This window comes from Rhodococcus sp. C-2, from assembly GCF_027854095.1.
Lineage (GTDB): Bacteria > Actinomycetota > Actinomycetes > Mycobacteriales > Mycobacteriaceae > Rhodococcus_F > Rhodococcus_F qingshengii.
The window spans coordinates 48,873-69,634 of the sequence record NZ_JAQGFI010000001.1 but is presented as its reverse complement, the minus strand read 5'-3'; the positions used below and the strand labels follow the sequence as shown (position 1 = coordinate 69,634).

The 20,762-nt window shown below is 64.0% G+C and carries 17 protein-coding genes and 1 tRNA gene; 14 read left to right on the top strand and 4 right to left on the bottom strand.

Going from position 1 to position 20,762, the window contains the following annotated elements:
- Nucleotides 1-49: 49 nt before the first annotated feature.
- The 4 genes from PCS43_RS00335 (at nucleotide 50) to PCS43_RS00320 (ending at nucleotide 3,761) form a co-directional block, all read left to right on the top strand.
- Nucleotides 50-736 (top strand): biliverdin-producing heme oxygenase, encoded by a 687-nt coding sequence (locus tag PCS43_RS00335; RefSeq protein WP_192712386.1) that lies wholly within the window; start codon nucleotides 50-52, stop codon nucleotides 734-736.
- On the top strand, nucleotides 733-1,740 hold the full coding sequence (locus PCS43_RS00330) for a heme/hemin ABC transporter substrate-binding protein (RefSeq protein ID WP_042450998.1): 1,008 nt from the start codon (nucleotides 733-735) through the stop codon (nucleotides 1,738-1,740). The genes PCS43_RS00335 and PCS43_RS00330 overlap by 4 nt, the downstream gene beginning before the upstream one ends.
- A 63-nt stretch (nucleotides 1,741-1,803) precedes the next feature.
- Nucleotides 1,804-2,901 carry a FecCD family ABC transporter permease gene (locus PCS43_RS00325; protein WP_030537529.1) on the top strand — a complete coding sequence of 366 codons (1,098 nt, stop codon included), beginning with the start codon at nucleotides 1,804-1,806 and terminating at the stop codon, nucleotides 2,899-2,901.
- Nucleotides 2,898-3,761 carry a heme ABC transporter ATP-binding protein gene (locus tag PCS43_RS00320; RefSeq protein WP_007733386.1) on the top strand — a complete coding sequence of 288 codons (864 nt, stop codon included), beginning with the start codon at nucleotides 2,898-2,900 and terminating at the stop codon, nucleotides 3,759-3,761. Before PCS43_RS00325 ends, PCS43_RS00320 begins: the two co-directional genes overlap by 4 nt.
- Here PCS43_RS00320 and PCS43_RS00315 read toward each other — a convergent pair.
- Nucleotides 3,742-4,164 carry a hypothetical protein gene (locus PCS43_RS00315; protein ID WP_007733387.1) on the bottom strand — a complete coding sequence of 141 codons (423 nt, stop codon included), beginning with the start codon at nucleotides 4,162-4,164 and terminating at the stop codon, nucleotides 3,742-3,744. The genes PCS43_RS00320 and PCS43_RS00315 overlap by 20 nt on opposite strands.
- A gap of 183 nt (nucleotides 4,165-4,347) precedes the next feature.
- Between PCS43_RS00315 and PCS43_RS00310 the strand changes: the two genes are divergently transcribed.
- From PCS43_RS00310 to PCS43_RS00300, 3 genes are all read left to right on the top strand, one after another.
- Complete coding sequence (locus tag PCS43_RS00310) at nucleotides 4,348-5,373, top strand: hypothetical protein (protein WP_064444622.1); 1,026 nt, start codon at nucleotides 4,348-4,350, stop codon at nucleotides 5,371-5,373.
- Entirely contained in the window at nucleotides 5,373-5,621 is a 249-nt protein-coding gene (locus tag PCS43_RS00305; RefSeq protein ID WP_003946171.1) for a DUF5703 family protein, read from the top strand. Before PCS43_RS00310 ends, PCS43_RS00305 begins: the two co-directional genes overlap by 1 nt.
- Before the next feature lie 75 nt (nucleotides 5,622-5,696).
- A complete protein-coding gene (locus PCS43_RS00300; RefSeq protein ID WP_003946149.1) occupies nucleotides 5,697-6,767 on the top strand; it encodes a quinone-dependent dihydroorotate dehydrogenase in 1,071 nt (356 codons plus the stop codon).
- 58 nt (nucleotides 6,768-6,825) lie between these two features.
- Here the strand turns inward: PCS43_RS00300 and PCS43_RS00295 are convergent, their stop codons facing one another.
- A complete protein-coding gene (locus tag PCS43_RS00295; RefSeq protein ID WP_054827756.1) occupies nucleotides 6,826-7,362 on the bottom strand; it encodes a YbhB/YbcL family Raf kinase inhibitor-like protein in 537 nt (178 codons plus the stop codon).
- Between the two features lie 65 nt (nucleotides 7,363-7,427).
- Nucleotides 7,428-8,780: a M20/M25/M40 family metallo-hydrolase gene (locus PCS43_RS00290; RefSeq protein ID WP_003946170.1), complete on the bottom strand. Its 1,353-nt coding sequence runs from the start codon at nucleotides 8,778-8,780 to the stop codon at nucleotides 7,428-7,430.
- 118 nt (nucleotides 8,781-8,898) lie between these two features.
- On the opposite strand from PCS43_RS00290, the gene PCS43_RS00285 reads away from it, so the two are divergent.
- From PCS43_RS00285 to PCS43_RS00255, 7 genes are all read left to right on the top strand, one after another.
- Nucleotides 8,899-8,984: transfer RNA gene (locus PCS43_RS00285), tRNA-Leu, on the top strand.
- Nucleotides 8,985-9,092: 108 nt separating this feature from the next.
- Nucleotides 9,093-10,634 carry an SDR family NAD(P)-dependent oxidoreductase gene (locus PCS43_RS00280; RefSeq protein WP_074447104.1) on the top strand — a complete coding sequence of 514 codons (1,542 nt, stop codon included), beginning with the start codon at nucleotides 9,093-9,095 and terminating at the stop codon, nucleotides 10,632-10,634.
- Nucleotides 10,635-10,790: 156 nt separating this feature from the next.
- Nucleotides 10,791-11,222, top strand: a complete 432-nt coding sequence (locus tag PCS43_RS00275; protein WP_003946198.1) for a universal stress protein — start codon at nucleotides 10,791-10,793, stop codon at nucleotides 11,220-11,222.
- A gap of 44 nt (nucleotides 11,223-11,266) precedes the next feature.
- A complete protein-coding gene (locus PCS43_RS00270; protein WP_042924714.1) occupies nucleotides 11,267-12,517 on the top strand; it encodes a saccharopine dehydrogenase family protein in 1,251 nt (416 codons plus the stop codon).
- Between the two features lie 152 nt (nucleotides 12,518-12,669).
- Entirely contained in the window at nucleotides 12,670-14,853 is a 2,184-nt protein-coding gene (locus PCS43_RS00265; RefSeq protein ID WP_007732004.1) for a malate synthase G, read from the top strand.
- Between the two features lie 159 nt (nucleotides 14,854-15,012).
- Entirely contained in the window at nucleotides 15,013-16,707 is a 1,695-nt protein-coding gene (locus tag PCS43_RS00260) for a VWA domain-containing protein (RefSeq protein WP_030537521.1), read from the top strand.
- Nucleotides 16,707-17,855, top strand: coding sequence for a metallophosphoesterase (locus PCS43_RS00255; RefSeq protein WP_042451009.1), 1,149 nt, complete (start codon nucleotides 16,707-16,709; stop codon nucleotides 17,853-17,855). Before PCS43_RS00260 ends, PCS43_RS00255 begins: the two co-directional genes overlap by 1 nt.
- A 22-nt stretch (nucleotides 17,856-17,877) precedes the next feature.
- Here PCS43_RS00255 and gcvP read toward each other — a convergent pair whose 3' ends face one another.
- A complete protein-coding gene (gcvP, locus tag PCS43_RS00250) occupies nucleotides 17,878-20,736 on the bottom strand; it encodes an aminomethyl-transferring glycine dehydrogenase (RefSeq protein WP_042451011.1) in 2,859 nt (952 codons plus the stop codon).
- Between the last annotated feature and the right edge of the window lie 26 nt (nucleotides 20,737-20,762).

Below are 20,762 nucleotides of genomic sequence, written 5' to 3'. Positions count from 1 at the left end.
GGCAGGCTAACCTAGTAGGCAACGCTTGACTACAGCCTCAGGAGAATCAATGACCACGCTCGACGTAGACAGCCTTTCCGCAGACGCAGGCCCAGCGTTCTCCGAACGAATCAAGACCGAGACAGACGCAGCACACCGCGAGACGGAGCAGTCGCGATTCGTAGGCGCACTACTCGGCGGTGAGCTGACCACGGCTGGCTACGCCGCACTTCTGGGACAGACGTACCTCGTCTACACGAGCCTCGAAGAGGCCGGCCGCACACACGCCGACAACGAGTTGGTCGCCCCGTTCCTGTCCGAGGATCTGTTGCGCGTGGCTTCACTCGAAGCCGATCTCGAGTTCCTCGGCGGACCGAACTGGCGCGACGAACTCGTGGCACTGCCGGCAACCGAGCGCTACATCGCCCGCCTGAAGGAGGTGGCGTTCGACTGGCCTGCCGGCTTCGTCGCACATCACTACCTTCGGTACATGGGCGATCTCTCGGGCGGACAGATCATCCGCCGGATGCTCGAACGCGCCTACGGATTCGAGACCGACGGACTTCGCTTCTACATCTTCGAAGGCATCCCCAAGCCGAAGCCTTTCAAGGACGACTACCGCTCGAATCTGGATGCACTGCAGATTCCTGCCGAGGAACAGCAGCGTTTCATCGACGAGGTGAATCTGGCGTACCGCCTCAACGGCGACTTGTTCGCCGACCTCGAAGTCGACATCGAGAGCTACCTCGTCAAATGATGAAGCGCTTGGCCGCGGCGGCTCTGGTCGCAGCAGCCGGTTTCGGTCTGGTGGCTTGCGGGTCCAGCGACACTTCGACGACATCTCAGGGTGCCAGGACCGCGGTACTCGAAGATTCCAGCCCGGTTCCCGTGTCCGACAACCCGACCGCGACACTGCCCGTGACGGTGAAGAGCTTCGACGGCGTCGACGTGACCATCACCGACAACAGCCGGATCGTTGCGGCCGACCGCTACGGGACGCTCGCGACGACGACGGTGGCGCTCGGCCTCGGTGACAATCTCGTCGGCCGCGACACCGCCGCCAAGTTCCCCGCAGTCGCGGACGTGCCGGTTGTCACGGTCGGCGGCCAATCGCTCAATACCGAGGCAATTCTCGACCTCAATCCCACCGTTGTTCTCACCGACACCAGTATCGGGCCCAAGAGCGTCCAGGATCAGTTGCGCGCCGCCGGTGTTCCCGTCGTCTTCTTCGATCCGACCCGAACACTCGAGGGTGTGCCGGGACAACTCCAGGCCGTCGCCGACGCGCTCGGCGTCCCCGCCCAGGGCGCAGCGCTGGTCGATCGGACCGAATCGGAAATCGCTGGAGCTCGCGATCTGGTCCCCACCGAGGGCGATCCACTGAAAATCGCGTTCCTCTACATGCGCGGATCGGCCATCACCATGATCGGCGGTGAAGGGTCCGGAGCAGATTCTTTGATCGAGGCACTCGGCGCCACCGATGCAGGAACCGCCTCGGGCATCACACAACAGTTCGTGCCCATCACCAGCGAAGCGCTCATCGCCGCAGCGCCTGACGCCCTGCTGATGATGACGGACGGATTGGCATCGATCGGCGGAATCGACGGCCTCGAAAAGGTCCCTGGCATCGCTCAGACGCCGGCTGGAAAGAACAAACGAGTAGTCGACATGGCGGACGGTGTACTGCTCAGCTTCGGGCCGAACACCGGACGCGTCATGGCGGCACTCGCCGAAGCGATCTACGAGCCCGGTGGATCGTGAGCAAAGATTCGTGAGTGCTGATTCGTGAGTACAGAGACAGGTAGTTCCGAAGCAGGTAAGACTGTGTCCGCAGCCGAGGATTCACACGACGTCGGGGGCGCCGACAAGTCGGCGTCTGGCCCCGCGTCACGGTCGCGGGTGAGTGCGGTTCTGGTCAGCTTGACTCTCGCCCTGGTGATCGTCGCGGTACTGTCGGCGTGCATCGGCCAAGTTCCGACGTCGCCTCTCGAGGTTTTGGGCAGCATCCTGCATCGCATCGGGCTCGACCTCGGTCCGATGCCCGCCCATCCCAGCGGTGAAGTGACTTTGTGGGAGGTTCGTTTCCCCCGCGTCGTGCTCGCCATCTGTGTCGGCGCGGCGCTGGGATGTTCCGGTGCGCTCCTGCAGGGTGTGTTTTCCAATCCGCTCGCAGAACCCGGAGTGATCGGAGTGTCTGCGGGCGCGGCAGTTGGCGCGAGTGCTGTCATCGTCGTCGGGGGAACGTTCGTGGCCGGCTGGGCCGTTGCTGCGGCTGCGTTCGTCGCCGGGCTGGTCACCACCGCGGCGGTCTACCTGCTGGCTCGGCACGAAGGCCGAACCGAAGTAGTGACGTTGGTGCTGACGGGCGTCGCGATCAACGCGTTCGCCGGCGGGCTCATCGCGTTCTTCACCTTCGTCGCCAGCCCGTCCGCTCGCGATCAGATCGTGTTCTGGCAACTCGGCTCACTCAACGGCGCTTCCTGGAACGCAGTCCTGATCGTGGCGCCGATGACCGTCGTCGGGATCGCCGCGACCATGATGATCGCCCCACGTCTCGACCTGCTGGCGCTCGGTGAACACGCGGCCCGTCACCTGGGCGTCAACGTCGAACGGCTGCGCCAGTTCGCGGTACTGATCGTCGCTCTCCTCGTCTCCGCAAGTGTTGCCTTCACGGGAATCATCCTCTTCGTCGGCCTGGTCGTTCCGCACCTGATGCGCATTCTCGTCGGACCTGGCCACCGCGCGCTGATTCCGGCGAGCGCCCTCGCCGGCGCACTGGTTCTGCTTGTCGCAGATCTGGGCTCGCGGTCGCTGATCGACAACGCAGACCTGCCCCTCGGAATGCTGACCGCTCTGGTGGGCGGCCCCTTCTTCTTCTGGCTTCTCCGACGCACGCGCGCGCAACAGGGCGGGTGGGCATGAGCAGCCTCGTAAGAAACTGGCGCGAACTGTTCGGCCGCGTCACCCCCGAACCGAAGAGCCCAGCCGTCGGTGATGTCACCCTCGAGGCGCGCGACATCACAGTCGAACGCGGTGGTCGGCAGATTCTGGAAGGCGTGTCCATCGAAGTCCGGGCAGGCGAGCTAGTCGTTCTCGTCGGACCGAACGGCGCCGGTAAGTCGACTCTTCTTGCGGCGTTGGCCGGTGATCAGCCCGTCATCGCTGGGCGGGTGGACGTTGACGGCACCGACCTCACTCAGTGGTCGCCGATCGACATGGCGCGCCGACGCGCGGTGCTCCCCCAGAAACACACCATCGGATTTTCGTTCAGCGCTCGCCAGGTGGTTCGTATGGGACGTGCGCCATGGACCGGAACTCGCCGAGAAGACCGCGACGGCGCTGCTATCACCGCGGCGATGAAGACCTGCGATGTCGAGGGGTTCGCCAATCGGCCGTTCGCCGTGCTGTCCGGCGGCGAGCAAGCGCGGGTCGCGCTGGCCCGGGTACTGGCACAGGAAACGTCGACCATCCTGCTGGACGAGCCGACTGCAGCTCTCGACCTCGGACACCAGGAGGCGGTGATGTCCGTGGCGCGCGCTCGCGCTGCGGACGGCGATGCCGTCGTCGTCGTTTTGCACGACCTCGCGTTGGCAGCGGCGTACGCGGATCGGATCGTCGTGCTCGAAAACGGCCGCATCGCCGCTGACGGTCCCCCGGAATCGGTGTTGCACGAAGAGCTTCTGACCCGCGTCTACGGTTATCCGGTCGAGGTGTTCCCGCATCCGACAACCGGAGCAACGCTGGTCATCCCGCGCCGAGAATTCACCGAACAGAATCGATGATCGATCCCAGCCTGTTCAGGACGGCTCTCACCGTCGGCAGGCTGCGGCCGTCGCCCTCACGAACTCCGTCACCGGGACCGGGCTGTGACCAATCAGCCTCCGTGGACAGAACTGCGTCGCGGACCACACCGGCGATGCTTCGCTCGTCGGTCAGATCGATGTCGGTCACCGATCGCTCCGCGGTGGCGACAACGTCTGCAGGGGTCGGCACACTGTGCTCGCAGTATTCGCCGTATACCTCGACGAACAGCATGCTCTTTCGTACGCGGAACGCGAAAGTTCGACCGTCGGACCTGCCGAAACCGTGTGCGTGAGCGCCGACGGTGAGGTCCTCGATCTCGAAGCCCGGCCGCGCCGGTTCGGGCGACTGCGCGCCGGAATCGGTGGGTTCTGTGGGAATCACAATGATCTCCTCGGTGATTGCAGCGTCAACCGCAACCGCTGTTCGTACGGTATCGCGTCAGGGGTGTGAGCGGAATGGTCGGTAGTTCCTCGACGCGATGAACGGCGCCCGACTGCGATCAGGGATGATCGATGACAGTCGCACTGCGTGAAGAACAGATGACAAGAAAAAGAGGAACTACACATGGCTCGCCTAGGGATCCGCACCACTGCAGCAGCAATGGGGGCGGCGGTTCTGCTGGTCACAGGATGTTCTTCCGGAGATGGCGGAGACGACCTCATCACGATCGATCCCGCAACGGCAGCGGTCTCACCGGCCACCACCAGTACCCCGGACGGCGTGGTTCACCCGTATTCAGGTCTGATCGATTCCATCACATTCGACCCGATCACGCGCAGGGCTGTAGTGGTTGCCAACGACCCCCGTTCGGTGCTGGTCGTTCCTTCGGACAGTTTGGCCGGCGCCGACCCCGCCTCTGCAGGTCGTCCAACAGCCCTGGATTCCGACGTACGCGACGTTTCGATCGGCTCTGACGGTAGCGCTCTTCTGTCGATGGATCGCCAGGTAGTGAAGCTGAATCTGACTTCGGGCGAACAGACGTCCATCCCGGTAGACGGGCAGGCGAATTCAGCGGTCGAACTCAACGACGGCCGCATCGCGATCGGCACGGACAATGGTTCAGTTCACATCGTCGACCCGAAGACCGATCAGTCACAGACGGTTTCGGGATTCGCATCCGTCGACGAACTCGCGGTCACCGGCGACAACCTGAGCGCCCTCGATCACCGTCAGACCTCGCTGACGGCGATCAACCTCGGAGACGGCAAACTCGGCGTCGCTCTCCGCGCCGGTGAGGGCGCAACTCATCTGGCCACCGATCGCTTCGGACGCATTCTGGTCACCGACACCACCGGCAACGAACTGCTCGTCTTCACTGCCGATCCGCTCCTGATGCACCAGCGCTACCCCGTCGGCGAGTCGCCGTACGCCGTTGCCTACGACGAGACCGCGGATCGGGTGTGGGTGACACTGACCGCGACCAATGAAGTGGTCGGCTTCGATCTGTCGTCCGGCATCCCCGTGGAGACCGGACGGTTCAAGACGGTGCGACAGCCGAATTCGTTGGCCGTAGACTCTTCCAACGGCAATCTGATCGTCGGATCGGCAACCGGTGACGGGCTGCAGGTCATCCCGTCACGGGAGAACTGATGGAAAAGCGTACGCGCGGGATCCCCGCGCAGTGGGAGACGTCGGACGACAAGTTCGACTATGTGCCCCTTCGACTACCGCCGAACGTTTCGCGGGTCACGGCGTCGATGCGTCTGGCGATCTCCGCCGAGTTCGGCGGATGGGAACTCTCCCGAGTCCGTCTCTACCCCGACGGCAGTCGTCGCGTGCTCCTCAAGCGAAAGAAGACGCCGCTGCACGTGACCGATCCGGACGGCATTCAGCACTGATCGTCCAACAGACGACCAGGGCCCGCCGCTGTCGAAACCGCTGACAAAATCACACCATCGAAGAGCTGGAGAATCGTGTACCAACTGCTGCTGAGCCTGATGTTCCGGGTCCCACCGGAACGCATCCACCACATTGCCTTCACCGCGATGAAACTGGTGACACGGTTCGCTCCCCTTCGCTGGCTGGTCGCAAAAGTCCTTGTCGTCGACGACCCGGTTCTGCGGAGTCAGGCATTCGGTCTGACGTTCCCGGCACCTCTCGGCCTGGCCGCAGGATTCGACAAGGACGCCACCGGAGTCGACGCCTGGGGCCCGTTGGGATTCGGTTTCGCTGAGGTCGGAACAGTGACGGCCCAGGCTCAGCCCGGTAACCCCGCGCCGCGTCTCTTCCGTCTTCCGGCCGACCGCGCTCTGATCAACCGGATGGGCTTCAACAACCACGGCGCTGGTCACGCGGCGAATTTCCTGCGACAGCGCCGCGTCACGGTGCCGATCGGTGCCAACATCGGCAAGACCAAGATCGTCGAAGCCGCCGACGCCGCTGCCGACTACACCGCCAGCGCGCAGCTTCTGGGTCCGCTGGCCGACTTCATGGTCGTGAATGTCAGCTCGCCGAACACACCTGGACTCCGTGATCTGCAGGCCGTCGAATCACTGCGCCCGATCCTGCAGGCCGTGCTCGACACCGTCAGCGTGCCGGTACTGGTGAAGATCGCGCCCGACCTCTCGGACGAGGACGTCGACGCGGTCGCCGATCTGGCAATCGAACTCGGACTTGCCGGAATCGTCGCGACCAACACCACGATCCGTCGCGACGGTTTGAAGACCCCGGACGCCGAGGTAGCTGCACTCGGCGCAGGCGGGCTGTCCGGTGCACCGGTCGCCGAGCGCTCACTCGAAGTACTTCGGCGCCTGTACGCCCGAGTGGGCGACAAGATGACCATCATCTCGGTCGGCGGTATCGAGACGGCCGATCAGGCGTGGGAACGGATCCTCGCCGGCGCGACGCTGGTGCAGGGATACACCGGCTTCATCTACGGCGGACCGTTCTGGGCTCGCAGCATCCACAAGGGGATAGCCAAGCGGGTCCGCGCAGCGGGTTTCTCGTCGATCGCCCAGGCTGTGGGAGCTGAGAACCCTCGCTAGAGAGTGCTGTGCGCCTTTATTAACCGCCCGCGGTTAATAAAGGCGCACAGCATAGTGACTATTCGACCTCGAACGTCCCGGTCAGGGTTGCACGCGCAATCGCGTGATGGAACACGTTGAAACCGAGGAACGCCGGCGACGAATCAGGGGTGACTCCGTCGAGCGCCTCCACGTCGAGGGCATGCACCGCGACGATGTAGCGATGCGGACCGTGCCCGGGAGGCGGGCCTGCACCGATGAAACCGAACCCACCACCGTCGTGGCGGAGGGTGACGGTTCCGGCGGGCAGGACATCGCTGTCCGCCGCGCCGGCACCGGCGGGGAGCTCGGTGACGGAAGCGGGGATGTTCGCCACGGCCCAGTGCCAGAACCCCGACGCAGTCGGTGCGTCCGGATCGAACACCGTCACGACGAAGCTCTTCGTCTCGGCCGGAAAGCCGGACCACGAGAGCTGCGGTGAGATGTCTTCGCCACCGGGGACACCGAAGGCTCCACTGGCCTGAGCAAGCTTCAGCGGCTGGCCCGCAGTGATGTCGTCACTGGTCAGCTCGAAACTCGGCAACTTCGGCAATGGTTCGTACGGATCGTGCGCCATGCGAATCCTTTCTGTGACAAGAGAGCTCGATGTGCGTCGAGCTCACGGATCTATCTACGTGCTCGTCAGGAATTGAGCAGGAAATGTTCCAGAACACGTGTCCCGAACAGTAGTGCGTCCACCGGAACTCGCTCGTCGACGCCGTGGAACAGCGCGCTGAAATCCAGCTCGGGCGGCAACTGCAACGGCGCGAAGCCGAAGCAGCGAATGCCCAGTTTCGCGAATGCCTTCGCGTCGGTTCCGCCGGAGAGCATGTACGGAACTGTGCGAGCCTCCGGATCGTGGGCGAGGATCGCCTCGTTCATGGCGTCTACGAGGTGGCCGTCGAACGTTGTTTCGTACGAATCCAGCTTGGTGATCCACTCGCGGGTCACGTCGGGACCGATCAGTTGGTCCACCGTGCGCTCGAATTCGGCCTGCCGTCCCGGCAGCACGCGGCAGTCGAAGACCGCCTCGGCAGTCTGCGGAATGACGTTCGCCTTGTATCCGGCCTTGAGCATCGTCGGGTTCGCCGTGTCACGGAACGTCGCCCCGATGATGTTGGCGATCGTCCCCAACTTCGCGAGAGTCCCGTCGATGTCGGGTGATCCCGGATCGAAGTCCAATCCGGTCTCCTCGCCGACGGCGGTCAGGAACTCCGCGACCGAATCCGAGATCACGATCGGGAACTGGTGGGCAGCAAGCCTCGAGACCGCGCCGGCGAGTGTCGCGACCGCGTTGTCGTCGTGGAGGAAGGAGCCGTGCCCGGCGCGTCCCTTGGCAGTCAGACGCATCCAACCTAGGCCCTTTTCCGCAGTCTCCACGAGGTAGAGCCGGCGGTCGGTTCCGTCAGGCCGCGGAACCGTCAGCGAGAAACCGCCGACCTCACCCACGGCCTCGGTCACTCCCTCGAACAGATCCGGGCGGTGCTCGACCAGCCACTGGCATCCGTACTTTCCGCCAGCTTCCTCGTCCGCCACGAAGGCGAACACCAGATCACGCGGCGGTACGACGCCTTCCGCCTTGAACTGTCTGGCGAGGGCCAGGATCATCCCGACCATGTCCTTCATGTCCACGGCGCCGCGCCCCCAGACGTAACCGTCCTGGACGGTGCCGGCAAAGGGATGGACGCTCCAGTCGGCGGGCTCGGCCGGAACTACGTCGAGGTGACCGTGAAGCATCAACGCACCACGACCAGACTCGGCTCCCTTCAAACGAGCAAAGACATTTCCTCGGCCGGGTGCTCCGGACTCGACGTATTCCGTCTCGTAACCGACTTCTTGAAGCTGCGCGGCAACCCACTCCGCGCACGCACGCTCGCCTTTGGTGGTTTCGAGTTCTCCCGTGTTCGAGGTGTCGAAGCGGATGAGGGAACTGACCAGTTCGACTACTTCTGCTTCGGCTCTGCTCGGATTCGGATTATTCGGGGTTGTGGTCATTCCACTTTCCTACCATCGAATCAAACGACGCGGGCGACCGGAATGCCCCGCAACCTGGCGATTTGGGGCAGCTCACCTAATCGGATACTCTTTCCCAGCACCGAGAAATCGGGGCCGAGTCCGAGTGGCGGAATGGCAGACGCGCTAGCTTGAGGTGCTAGTGTCCTATTAACGGACGTGGGGGTTCAAGTCCCCCCTCGGACACTCTGTGTTGAGACAGACAGGAAAAGCTCCGGTTCATCGAACCGGAGCTTTTCTCGTAATTGGCGAAGTTCCCGCACCAGGGAACAGTCCGCGCGAGCGGCGATCGAGATGGAACAGAAGTTCGAAGTGGATACAGACACCAAGAAGTCGGATGCACTGCAGGCAGATTCGCTGGAAACAGCCGATTCAGAATCTGCTCGAGCCGAACTCACCGGACTCGACCCCGCAGAACTCGAAATCTGCCTGAAGGTCCTTTCCGAAGCCGCCGAACTCGACGACGAGCATCCCGATTCGATCACCATGCAGCGCGCTGTCGGCCATCTGTTCAAGCGACTCAAGAAGAAGCGTCGCCTCGCCTCGCGCGCAGCCGTCAACGAAGCCGACCGCCAAGTGGTCGCTGCGACTGCCACCGGTTCACCCGATCGCATCGACGACGAGACCGCAGGCATTCCGATCAAGTCGAACACCGCGGGCGCTTCCGCCGGCACGCTCATCAAGGCGCGGCCGTGCTACATCTGCAAGCAGCGCTACACCGCAGTCGACGCCTTCTACCACCAACTGTGCCCCGATTGCGCTGCCACCAGCCGCAGCAAACGTGATGCCAGCACTGATCTCACCGGCCGACGCGCACTTCTGACCGGCGGCCGCGCGAAGATCGGCATGTACATCGCGTTGCGCCTGCTGCGTGACGGCGCACATCTGACCATCACGACGCGATTCCCCAACGACGCGATCCGCCGATTCAAAGCGATGGAAGACAGCAACGACTGGATTCACCGTCTGCGCATCGTCGGCATCGACCTCCGCGACCCCGCCCAGGTTGTTGCACTCGCGGATTCCGTTGCCGCACAGGGTCCACTCGACATCCTCATCAACAACGCCGCGCAAACCGTCCGACGCTCCCCCGGTGCCTACGGCGCTCTGGTCGACGCCGAGTCCGGTGCGCTTCCCGCCGGTGAACTGCCTGATGTCCTGACTTTCGGCAAGACGAGCGACGCCCACCCCGCGGCTCTGGCCGGATCGCTGTCGGACGTCGCAAGCATCACCTCCGGAAATCTGTCCGCCGACGCGGTCAGTTCACTCGCCCTCGTCGCCAAGTCGGCGTCACCCGATCGCATCGAGCAGGGCATCGCCATCGACGCGGGCGGGCTGCTGCCCGACCTCGCGCACACCAACAGCTGGGTTCAGACCGTCGAAGAGGTCGATCCAATCGAGCTTCTCGAAGTCCAGCTCTGCAACTCGGTCGCGCCCTTCATTCTCGTTTCGCGCTTGCGCCCGTCGATGGCCGCGGCCGCTGCACGACGCAAGTACGTCGTGAACGTTTCCGCCATGGAAGGCCAGTTCAGCCGCGCGTACAAGGGCCCTGGCCACCCGCACACCAACATGGCCAAGGCAGCACTGAACATGCTGACCCGCACCAGCTCCAAGGAAATGCTCGACGACGGCATCCTCATGACCGCCGTCGACACCGGTTGGATCACCGACGAACGCCCGCACTTCACCAAGATGCGGTTGGCCGACGAAGGTTTTCACGCACCACTCGACCTCGTCGACGGTGCCGCCCGCGTCTACGACCCCATCGTTCAGGGTGAACTGGGCGTCGACCTGCACGGCTGCTTCCTCAAGGATTACAAACCTTCGCCGTGGTGATCGGCAGCACGCCGCATTCGTGATGGGCAGCACCCAGCCGCCCCGATGTGGCGATCTCGTCACCCCCAAACCCCCGTGTCGAGTAGCTCATTTCAGGTAGAGCACAGCATTGCAGGCGATAATGGAGCCGACACTGCTCACCGACTCGGAGGAACCATGACGATCGCCGTCGTACACAAGGACAGCCCGGAAGGCCGTGCCGCAATCGTGGCCGCTGCACGGGAATCCGTGGGTCGAAGCGAGGAACTGCTGGTTCTGCACGTCCTGGACGACGTCAACATCGGAGGCACGGTCAACCTCGGAGACACCGAGGACGATCGGGCCGCTCTTCGCGGCGAGATCCAGTCAGCGCTCGACGCCGGTGGATTCTCGGAGACGAAGTGGGATCTGCGCACCACCGAGCACGACGGCGATCCGGTTACCGCGCTCGTCGACCTGGTCCACGACGCGGGTGTCGATCTCCTGATCGTCGGAACACGCCGGATGTCCCCCATCGGCAAGTTCCTCCTCGAACGCCCGCTGCAACGCCTGTTGCTCGAAGTCGAGGCTCCGATCCTCGTCGTCAAGGAGCCCCTCCCCGCCGAGTGACCGCGGTCACATCACTTTCGACTACTCGTTTGTAGGCTGGCTCCATGACTGGAACCTCGCCCGCCCGAGAACTCGACATCATCGTCTACGGAGCGAGCGGCTTCGTCGGTAAGCTTCTCGCCGACTACCTCGTCAAACATGCTCCCGAAGGCACGAAGATCGGCCTCGGTGGCCGCTCCCTCGAAAAGTTGGCAGCCACTCGCGCCGATCTGGGTACTGCCGCTGCCGATCTCCCCTTGATCATCGCCGACGCCGACGACGCAACCGCACTGAAGGCACTCGCCCAGCGAACCCGGGTCGTCGCCACCACGGTCGGCCCGTATGCCAAGTACGGCCACGCCCTTGTTCACGAATGCGCCTCCGCCGGAACTCATTACGTCGACCTGACCGGTGAGGTGCTGTTCCACCGCGAGAGCATCGACGACAACCATGAGCTGGCGGTCTCGACCGGCGCCAAGATCGTCCATTCCTGCGGATTCGATTCCATCCCTTCCGATCTCGGAGTTCACGTCCTGCACGAGAAGGTCGCCGCCGACGGCGCCGGCGAGCTCACCGACACCACCCTGGTGGTCACGGCCCTGCGCGGCGGCGTGAGCGGTGGCACCATCGATTCGCTTCGCAACCAAATCGACGTGTCGAAAGACGATGCGCGCCTGCGGAAACTTGCTGCCTCGCCGTACTCGCTGAGCCCCGATCGTGATCGGGAGCCCGAACTCGGACGCCAGAGCGACGTGAGCGTGGTCGACGGCAAGAAGATCGATCCGTCGTTGAAGGGGTGGAAAGCGCCGTTCGTGATGGCGTCGTACAACACACGAGTCGTCCGTCGCAGCAATGCGCTCCGAGAGTGGGCGTACGGCAAGAAGTTCAAGTACAGCGAGGTGATGAGCGTCGGCTCATCGGTGGTGTCACCGGTGATTGCGGGCGGCGTGGCGGTCGGCCTCGGCGCGCTGGTCGCCGGACTCGCTCTACCTCCGACACGTTTCCTTCTCGACAAGGTATTGCCGGCTCCCGGTGAAGGTCCGAGCGAGAGCACCCAGAAGAAGGGCCACTTCACGCTCGACGTGTTCACCACGACCACGACCGGCGCCCGATACACATCACGAGTGAAGGCGAAGGGCGACCCGGGATACAGCGCGACGGCGGTAATGCTCGGCGAATCTGCGTTGTCGTTGGCGAAGGACCAAAAGGCTCTTCCCCCGGCCACCGGCGTTTTGACTCCAGCGACAGCGCTCGGCGACGTCCTGGTCGAGCGTCTACGCGCGGCTGGTTTCGAGATTTCCGCGCGCAAACTCTAGACAGAACGAATTTCACTTGATCGTTTCAGCTCTTCGCGCCCGATTATCGCAGCTCAGGGCGCGGACAGCGGTGGGAATACTCCCAGGTAACATTGATGTTGGTTCATGGCATCCATATGTGATGCTCCGCTTTCGGAAAAGTGAGGCTATTCATGACTGAGCGCGTTCAGGTCGGCAGTCTTCAGGTTGCCAAGGTTCTCTACGACTTCGTGGTCGAGGAGGCTCTTCCCGGCACCGGTGTAGACGCCGAAACGTTCTGGGCCGGCGCCGACAAGGTCATCACCGAGCTCGCACCGAAGAACCGCGACTTGCTTGCCAAGCGTGACGATCTGCAGGCTCAGATCGATCAGTGGCATCGCGATCACGCCGGCGCTCCCATCGACGCCGCCGCGTACAAGGCGTTCCTGCAGGAAATCGGCTACCTCCTGCCGACGCCTGCCGAGTTCTCGGTCACCACCGCGAACGTCGACACCGAGATCACCTCGACGGCCGGCCCGCAGTTGGTCGTGCCGATCCTCAACGCGCGCTTCGCACTCAACGCGTCCAACGCCCGCTGGGGTTCGTTGTACGACGCGCTGTACGGCACCAACGCCATCTCCGAGGAGAACGGCGCCGAGAAGGGTTCCGGCTACAACAAGGTCCGCGGCGACAAGGTCATCGCCTGGGCGCGTGAATTCCTCGATGCGGCAGCACCTCTCGCGTCGGGATCGCATGCAGATTCAACCAAGTACGTTGTCGACGGCAGTGAACTGAAGATCACGTTGGCAGACGGTACTGTCACCACGCTCGCCCAGCCGGAGAAGTTCGTCGGCTACCTCGGCGAGAAGGACGCACCGACGAGCATCCTGCTGCTGAACAACGGATTGCACGCCGAGATCCAGATCGACGCCTCGTCCCCGATCGGCAGCACCGACGCCGCCGGCGTCAAGGACGTCGTTCTCGAATCCGCCGTCACCACGATCATGGACTTCGAGGATTCTGTCGCCGCTGTCGACGCCGACGACAAGGTTGTCGGCTACCGAAACTGGTTGGGTCTCAACCGTGGTGACCTGTCCGAGGAGATCAAGAAGGGCGCCAAGTCCTTCACCCGCACGCTCAACGGCGACCGTAAGTACACCGCAGTCGACGGCAGCGAACTCAGCCTGCACGGTCGTTCGCTCCTGTTCGTCCGCAACGTCGGTCACCTCATGACCAACCCCGCGATCCTCGACGCCGACGGCAACGAGGTCCCCGAGGGCATCCTCGACGCCTTGATCACCAGTGCCTGTGCAGTGCACGGCCTCTCGATCAGTGACGCCAACGGACCGCTCGACAACAGCCGCACCGGCTCGATCTACATCGTCAAGCCCAAGCAGCACGGTCCCGAGGAGGTTGCCTTCACCACCGAACTGTTCGGCCGTGTCGAGCAGGTTCTCGGGCTTCCGGAGAACACGCTCAAGGTCGGCATCATGGACGAGGAGCGTCGTACGACGGTCAACCTCGCCGCCTGCATCAAGGAAGCCAGCGACCGCGTCGTGTTCATCAACACCGGCTTCCTCGACCGCACCGGCGACGAGATCCACACCTCCATGGAAGCCGGCGCGATGGTGCGCAAGGCCGAGATGAAGAAGCAGAAGTGGATCGGCGCCTACGAGGACTGGAACGTCGACACCGGTCTGGCCTGCGGTCTGCAGGGCAAGGCCCAGATCGGCAAGGGCATGTGGGCCATGACCGAGTTGATGGCAGACATGCTCGAGCAGAAGATCGGTCACCCCAAGGCCGGCGCCAACACTGCATGGGTACCTTCGCCGACCGGCGCAACGCTGCACGCGACGCACTACCACCGCGTCGACGTATTCGCAGTTCAGGACAGCCTGAAGGGCAAGCCTCGCGCGAGCGTCGACGACATCCTGACCATCCCGCTCGCTCCCAGCACCGACTGGACGGACGCGGAGAAGAAGGAAGAGCTCGACAACAACTGCCAGTCCATCCTCGGCTACGTGGTCCGTTGGATCGACGCGGGCGTCGGCTGCTCCAAGGTTCCCGACATCCACGATGTCGCGCTCATGGAGGATCGCGCCACGCTGCGCATCTCGAGCCAGCTGCTCGCCAACTGGCTGCGTCACGGCATCGTCAGCGAGAGCGACGTTGTCAGTGCACTCGAGCGCATGGCCCCGGTTGTCGACCGTCAGAACGAGGGCGACGCCGAGTACCGCAACATGGCACCTGATTTCGATTCCAACATCGCGTTCCAGGCTGCCAAGGAACTCATCCTCGAAGGCGCGAAGCAGCCCAGCGGATACACGGAGCCGATCCTGCATCGCCGCCGCCGCGAGTACAAGGCCGCCAACGCCTGATTTCACCTTCTTCGAACTCGAAGCTGAACCCGAACAGCCTCGGCACCGCTCCCGGTGTCGAGGCTGTTCGCGTAGGCCCCGAAGTTTCGTCACTAGACTGGCCGAGGACACAGTCCGTTCAACAGACATTCTTCGAGTGACCAAGGTAGGGCAAGGTACGTGGGCGAACATCGCGGCGGGTCAGGCGCCAGAGGTATCAGTAAGGGGCCGATTCTCGTCGTCGTGCTGATCGTCTTGATCGTGGCAGGCTTCTTCGGATGGAAGGCCCTCAGCAACCGGATCGACGATCAGGGACAGCAGGCAGCCGGTACGTGCGTCGAGGGCAACAAGACACTCGACGTCACCGCGGATCCGTCCATAGCCCCACAGGTCGAGGAACTGGCGAAGCGGTACACCCAGACCTCGCCGGTGGTGCGTGATCACTGCATCGCCGTCGTGGTGCACGGTGCGCCGTCCGCGTCGGTCTCGACGGCACTCGAAGCCGGTCCGGCGGCCCCCTGGGACGACGCAGCATTGGGACCACGTCCCTCCCTGTGGATCCCGACGAGTTCGTTCGAACTCGCGCCACTGTCGGGCAAGGCCGTGATCAACGGTGATCCTCGCTCGCTCGCGAGTTCCCCGATCGTTCTGGCAGCCGGTCCCGAGACCGCGGCAGCATTGGCCGGCGCAGCATCGAGTTGGAAGTCTTTGCCTTCCGATCTGACGGTCGCCCTGCCGGTCGGAAGTACCGAAACCTCGATGGCTGCACAGGCGATCGCTGCCGACGTCGCCGATGCGGGTGCCGGTCCGGTCACGACGGATCAGGCGAAGTCCGCTCAGGTCAACGCTGCGCTCAGTGCACGGGCGTTGCAGTTCCAATCCTTGCCGACTCCCCCCTCGTCCACCGCCGAAGCCCTCGGAGCACTGAGCGCCGGAACACCGGATTCGGTGAAAGCCGTTCCGGCCACGGAACAGTCGATAGCGCAGAGCGCGAACGCGGCGATGACGACGTACTCCCCCGCCGGCGCAACGCCAGTCGCGGACTATCCGGCGGTCATCGTCTCGGGCAGCGGGATCGACGAAACCGCGTCGCGCGCAGCGGCACAGTTTGCCGATTTCATGCGTGAGCCGAATCAGTCACAGTTGTTCGTCGGCGCCGGTTTCCGGGTCGAGGGCCAAGACCTTCCCGATCTCGGGGCGGTGTCCCCGGCCAAGATCTCGTCCACGTTGAAACCGGCTTCGGCGGAGACCGCAGCGGCGCTCGGTGACATAGTCGCCAACCCGGTCTCGCCGCGCAGTGCCACCATCCTGATGGACACGTCGGCGTCGATGGGTACCGACGACGGTGGCACTACCCGCTTGGCGAACGTTGCCTCGGCGGTGAATACCCAATTGGGTCGCAGCCCTGACGCTTCGGACATCGGCCTTCGCGAGTTCAGCACGGGCACCGACGGAAAACCGTCCGAGCGCATCCTGGTTCCGGGCGGTTCACTGTCCGAGCCGAATCGGCGTGCCACGATCACCGATTTCCTCAACGGGCTTCGGGCCGGCGGAAAGACCTCCAAGTACCCGGCGCTTGCCAGCTCCTACAAAGCCGCCGTGGACGGTTTCGACGCGGGGCGAGTCAACTCGGTGCTGCTGATCACCTCGAGTACGCCTGACGAATCCGCCACGACGCGAGCCGAACTGCTCAGCGCGATCGCCGCTACGGGCAATCCGTCGCGTCCGGTACAGGTCGACGTGATCGTCGTCGGTGCGGGCGACGACGTCTCCACACTCCAAGACGTCTCGGATCGGACGGGCGGAACATTGGTTCGGGTCGATTCGACGTCCGACCCCGCTCTCGCGGCCGCAGTGACCAAGATGCTGTCCTGATGGGGCGCGTCGCGGTTTTTGCAGTCCTTCTCGCCCTTCTGACCTGGTTCCTGCATCGCCGACTCGTTCGCGCCACCGGCATCCCGAGGCGATGGGCTCGTCTCGCCGACACTGCGCTTGTCGTCTTGGCGGTCTCGACGCTCATCGGGGTCGGCAGCGGCGAAGTCTTCTCGACGTCCTGGGCGCGACCGATCGGATTTGTCGGATGGGTCTGGCTGGCTTCGTGGCTGTATCTGATTCCCGGACTGCTCGTGATCGGCCTGTTCGCCGGGATCGGTCGACTACGTGCACGCCACACGGATACCACGACCGAAGTCGACCCAGCCAAGCGTCGTACGTTGCAGTTGGCTACGGCAGCAGTCACTCTCGCGGCGATCGGCACCGCCGGCTACGGCGTCTACGAGGCGTCGGGCCCCAAGATTTCCCGCGTCCGCGTGCCGCTCGCTCGCCTACCTGAGGGCTTCAACGGATACCGGATCGCCTTGATCACCGACCTGCACGTGGGACCGGCCCGCGGGGTCGACTTCACCCGCAAGGTGGTCGATATCGTGAACTCGCAGAATGTCGATCTGATCGCGATCGGCGGCGACCTCGTGGACGGAACCGTCGCGAAAGTTGCTCCCGATCTTGCTCCGCTCGCCGATCTTCGGGCGCCCGACGGAATCTTCGGAGTCAGCGGAAACCACGAGTTCTACGCCGACGACGGCGGCAAATGGCTCGACGTGTGGGAGACATTGGGGATCACCACACTTCGCAACAGCCGCACCTCGATCCAGCATGGCGGCGATACCATCGACATCGTGGGCATCCACGACTACACGTCGCCGGCCCCGTACGAGCCGAACCTGACTGCCGCGCTCGCAGGTCGCGATCCGAATACTTTCGCCTTGCTTCTCGCGCACGAACCGCGTCAAGCGATCGAGGCATCCGAGATGGGTATCGATCTGCAACTGTCCGGGCACACTCACGGCGGTCAGATGTGGCCGCTGCGGTATCTCGTTCCGCTGCAGCAGCCTTCGGTGCAAGGCTTGGACAGGGTCGGAAACACAGTGCTGTACACGACGCGTGGCGCCGGGGCTTGGGGTCCGCCGGTACGCGTCGGCGCCCCGCCGGAGATCACTGTTCTCGAACTCGTACACGAGAGGTGATGATCTCCGGCGGGCACACGCCTTAGTTGCCTGCGAACGCTTCGATCGGCGGGCAGGAGCAGACCAGGTTGCGGTCGCCATGTGCACCGTCGATACGACGCACGGACGGCCACACCTTCGGGCGGGCCTTGCCACGCGGGAAGACGGCGATCTCACGCGAGTACGGGTGATCCCACTGCGCTGCAATGCTTCCGGCAGTGTGGGGAGCACCGCGTAGCGGGTTGTCCTCGACCGTCCACTCGCCGGCGCCGACGCGATCGATTTCGCCGCGAATGGCGATCATCGCCTCGCAGAACTCGTCGATCTCTTCGAGGTTCTCGCTCTCGGTGGGCTCGACCATCAGTGTGCCGACCACGGGGAAGCTCATGGTCGGTGCATGGAAACCGTAGTCGGCCAGACGCTTTGCGACGTCGTCGACGGTGACGCCGGTGTCCTTGGTCAACCCACGGAGGTCGAGGATGCACTCGTGCGCGACCATGCCGTTCTCGCCGGTGTAGAGAACCGGGAAGTACTCGTCGAGTCGACGCGCGATGTAGTTGGCCGACGCGATGGCGGTCAGGCTGGCGCGGCGCAGGCCCGCAGCACCCATCATCCGGATGTAGGTCCAGGTGATGGGCAGAATGGACGCACTGCCGTACGGCGCTGCCGAGATCGTTCCTCCACCACCGAGTTCGGGGGCCATCGGGTGTCCGGGCAAAAACGGCGTCAAGTGTGAGCGCACACCGATCGGGCCGACGCCGGGTCCGCCGCCGCCGTGCGGGATGCAGAAGGTCTTGTGCAGATTCAGGTGGCTGACGTCGCCGCCGAATCGGCCCGGACGGGCAAGGCCGACAAGCGCATTGAGGTTGGCGCCGTCGACGTACACCTGGCCACCGGCGTCGTGTACCGCTGCGCAGATGTCGGCGATCTCGTGCTCGTAGACACCGTGCGTTGAAGGGTAGGTGATCATGATCGCGGCGAGACGCTCGGCGTGATCGGCGATCTTCGCGCGCAGATCGTCGACGTCGACGTCACCGTTGGGACGGCAGGCGACAACCTCGACGCGCATCCCGGCCATGACGGCAGAAGCCGCGTTGGTGCCGTGAGCACTCGACGGAATGAGGCAGGTGTCGCGGTGGTCGTCGCCCCGGCTGAGGTGGTAGTTGCGGATCGCGAGCAGGCCCGCGTATTCCCCCTGGCTGCCGGCGTTGGGTTGCAGGCTGACGTTGTCGTAGCCGGTGACCGCGACCAGCCAGTCTTCGAGATCCTTGATGATCTTCAGCAGACCGGGCGCATCCGATGTCGGCGCGAACGGATGGATCGCGTTGAACGCGGGCCAGGTGATGGATTCCATCTCGGCGGTCGCATTGAGCTTCATGGTGCACGAACCCAGCGGGATCATGCTGCGATCGAGGGCGATGTCCTTGTCGGACAGCGCGCGCAGGTAGCGAAGCATTGCCGTTTCCGTACGGTAACGGGTGAAGGCTTCGTGCTGCAGGTAGTCGGAGGTGCGCTCCTGAGCAGCCGGAACCGAATTGCCCTCGGCTTCGATGGCGACAACAGCATCCTCGATCCCGAACGCGTCGAGCACGGCAAGGACGTGGTCGGCGGTCGTGGCCTCGTCGCAGGAGATACCGACATGATCGGCATCGACCAGACGCAGGTTGATCCCGGATTCCTTGGCCGCAGCGACGACGTCGGCCGCCTTGCCCGGAACCTGAGCGAGCACGGTGTCGAAGAACGAATCGTGGACGACGGTCACGCCGCCTTCGCGCAGGCCGTTTGCCAACGCGTGTGCGCGGGCAGCGACTCGCAACGCAATCGCCTTGAGTCCCTCGGCGCCGTGGTAGCTCGCGTACATCGCAGCGAGGATGGCGAGGAGCACCTGAGCGGTACAGATGTTGGACGTCGCCTTCTCGCGGCGAATGTGCTGCTCACGTGTCTGCAGCGCCAGGCGGTACGCCTTGTCTCCGTCTGCGTCGATGGAGACGCCGACCAAGCGGCCGGGCAGCTGACGCGCATGCTTGGAGTGCACGGCCAGGTAACCGGCGTGCGGTCCGCCGTATCCCATGGGAACACCGAAACGCTGGGTGGTTCCGAAGCACGCATCCGCGCCGAGCTCACCGGGTGAGGTGATGAGCGTCATCGCGAGGAGGTCTGCGCCGACGGCAACCAGTGCGCCGCGCTCGTGAGCTTCCGCGATGATCGAGGTGTAATCGACGACTCGTCCCGAGGCACCTGGGATCTGGGCGATGACGCCGAAGAAGTCACCTTCCGGAAGACCAGCGGTGAGGTCCGCAGAGACGATCTCGATGCCGAGCGGCTCGGCGCGAGTCTCGATGACGGCGAGGGTCTGCGGGTAGAGATCGGCGTCGACGACAAATCGTGGGGACTTGCTGCGGTTCGCGCGGCGCAGGAGCGTCATGGCTTCGGCAGCGGCGGTGGCCTCGTCGAGCATCGATGAGTTTGCCAGTTCCATGCCGGAGAGATCGGCGACCATGGTCTGGAAGTTGAGGAGGGCTTCGAGACGGCCCTGGCTGATCTCCGGCTGATACGGGGTGTACGCGGTGTACCAGGCCGGGTTCTCGATGATGTTGCGCAACAACACCGGCGGCGTCAACGTGTCGAAGTAGCCGAGGCCGATCATCGACGTCGCGACGGTGTTCTGGGCTGCGAGTGCAGTCAGTTCGGCAAGTGCCTCGTGCTCTCCGACCGGAAGCGGCAGAGCGTCGAGTCCGGCAGCGATGCCGTTCGGGGCAGCGTCGAGGATGACGGAGGGAACGGCCTTGGTTGCCAGTTCGTCGAGTGAATCGACCCCGACGAGTTCGAGGATGCGCGCGAGTTCCGCGGCGTTCGGACCGACATGGCGGTCGGCAAATATACGGCTTGCAGCGTCGATCACGACAACTCCCAGACAGATCGGAGGAT

Coding starts and splice junctions, on each gene's coding strand:
- PCS43_RS00310 (WP_064444622.1), top strand. CDS start 4,348: ATGGCTCGCCTAGGGATCCGCACCACTGCAGCAGCAATGGGGGCGGCG.
- PCS43_RS00255 (WP_042451009.1), top strand. CDS start 16,707: ATGGGGCGCGTCGCGGTTTTTGCAGTCCTTCTCGCCCTTCTGACCTGG.
- PCS43_RS00320 (WP_007733386.1), top strand. CDS start 2,898: ATGAGCAGCCTCGTAAGAAACTGGCGCGAACTGTTCGGCCGCGTCACC.
- PCS43_RS00280 (WP_074447104.1), top strand. CDS start 9,093: ATGGAACAGAAGTTCGAAGTGGATACAGACACCAAGAAGTCGGATGCA.
- PCS43_RS00270 (WP_042924714.1), top strand. CDS start 11,267: ATGACTGGAACCTCGCCCGCCCGAGAACTCGACATCATCGTCTACGGA.
- PCS43_RS00305 (WP_003946171.1), top strand. CDS start 5,373: ATGGAAAAGCGTACGCGCGGGATCCCCGCGCAGTGGGAGACGTCGGAC.
- PCS43_RS00295 (WP_054827756.1), bottom strand. CDS start 7,362: ATGGCGCACGATCCGTACGAACCATTGCCGAAGTTGCCGAGTTTCGAG.
- PCS43_RS00275 (WP_003946198.1), top strand. CDS start 10,791: ATGACGATCGCCGTCGTACACAAGGACAGCCCGGAAGGCCGTGCCGCA.
- PCS43_RS00335 (WP_192712386.1), top strand. CDS start 50: ATGACCACGCTCGACGTAGACAGCCTTTCCGCAGACGCAGGCCCAGCG.
- PCS43_RS00330 (WP_042450998.1), top strand. CDS start 733: ATGATGAAGCGCTTGGCCGCGGCGGCTCTGGTCGCAGCAGCCGGTTTC.
- PCS43_RS00290 (WP_003946170.1), bottom strand. CDS start 8,780: ATGACCACAACCCCGAATAATCCGAATCCGAGCAGAGCCGAAGCAGAA.
- PCS43_RS00265 (WP_007732004.1), top strand. CDS start 12,670: ATGACTGAGCGCGTTCAGGTCGGCAGTCTTCAGGTTGCCAAGGTTCTC.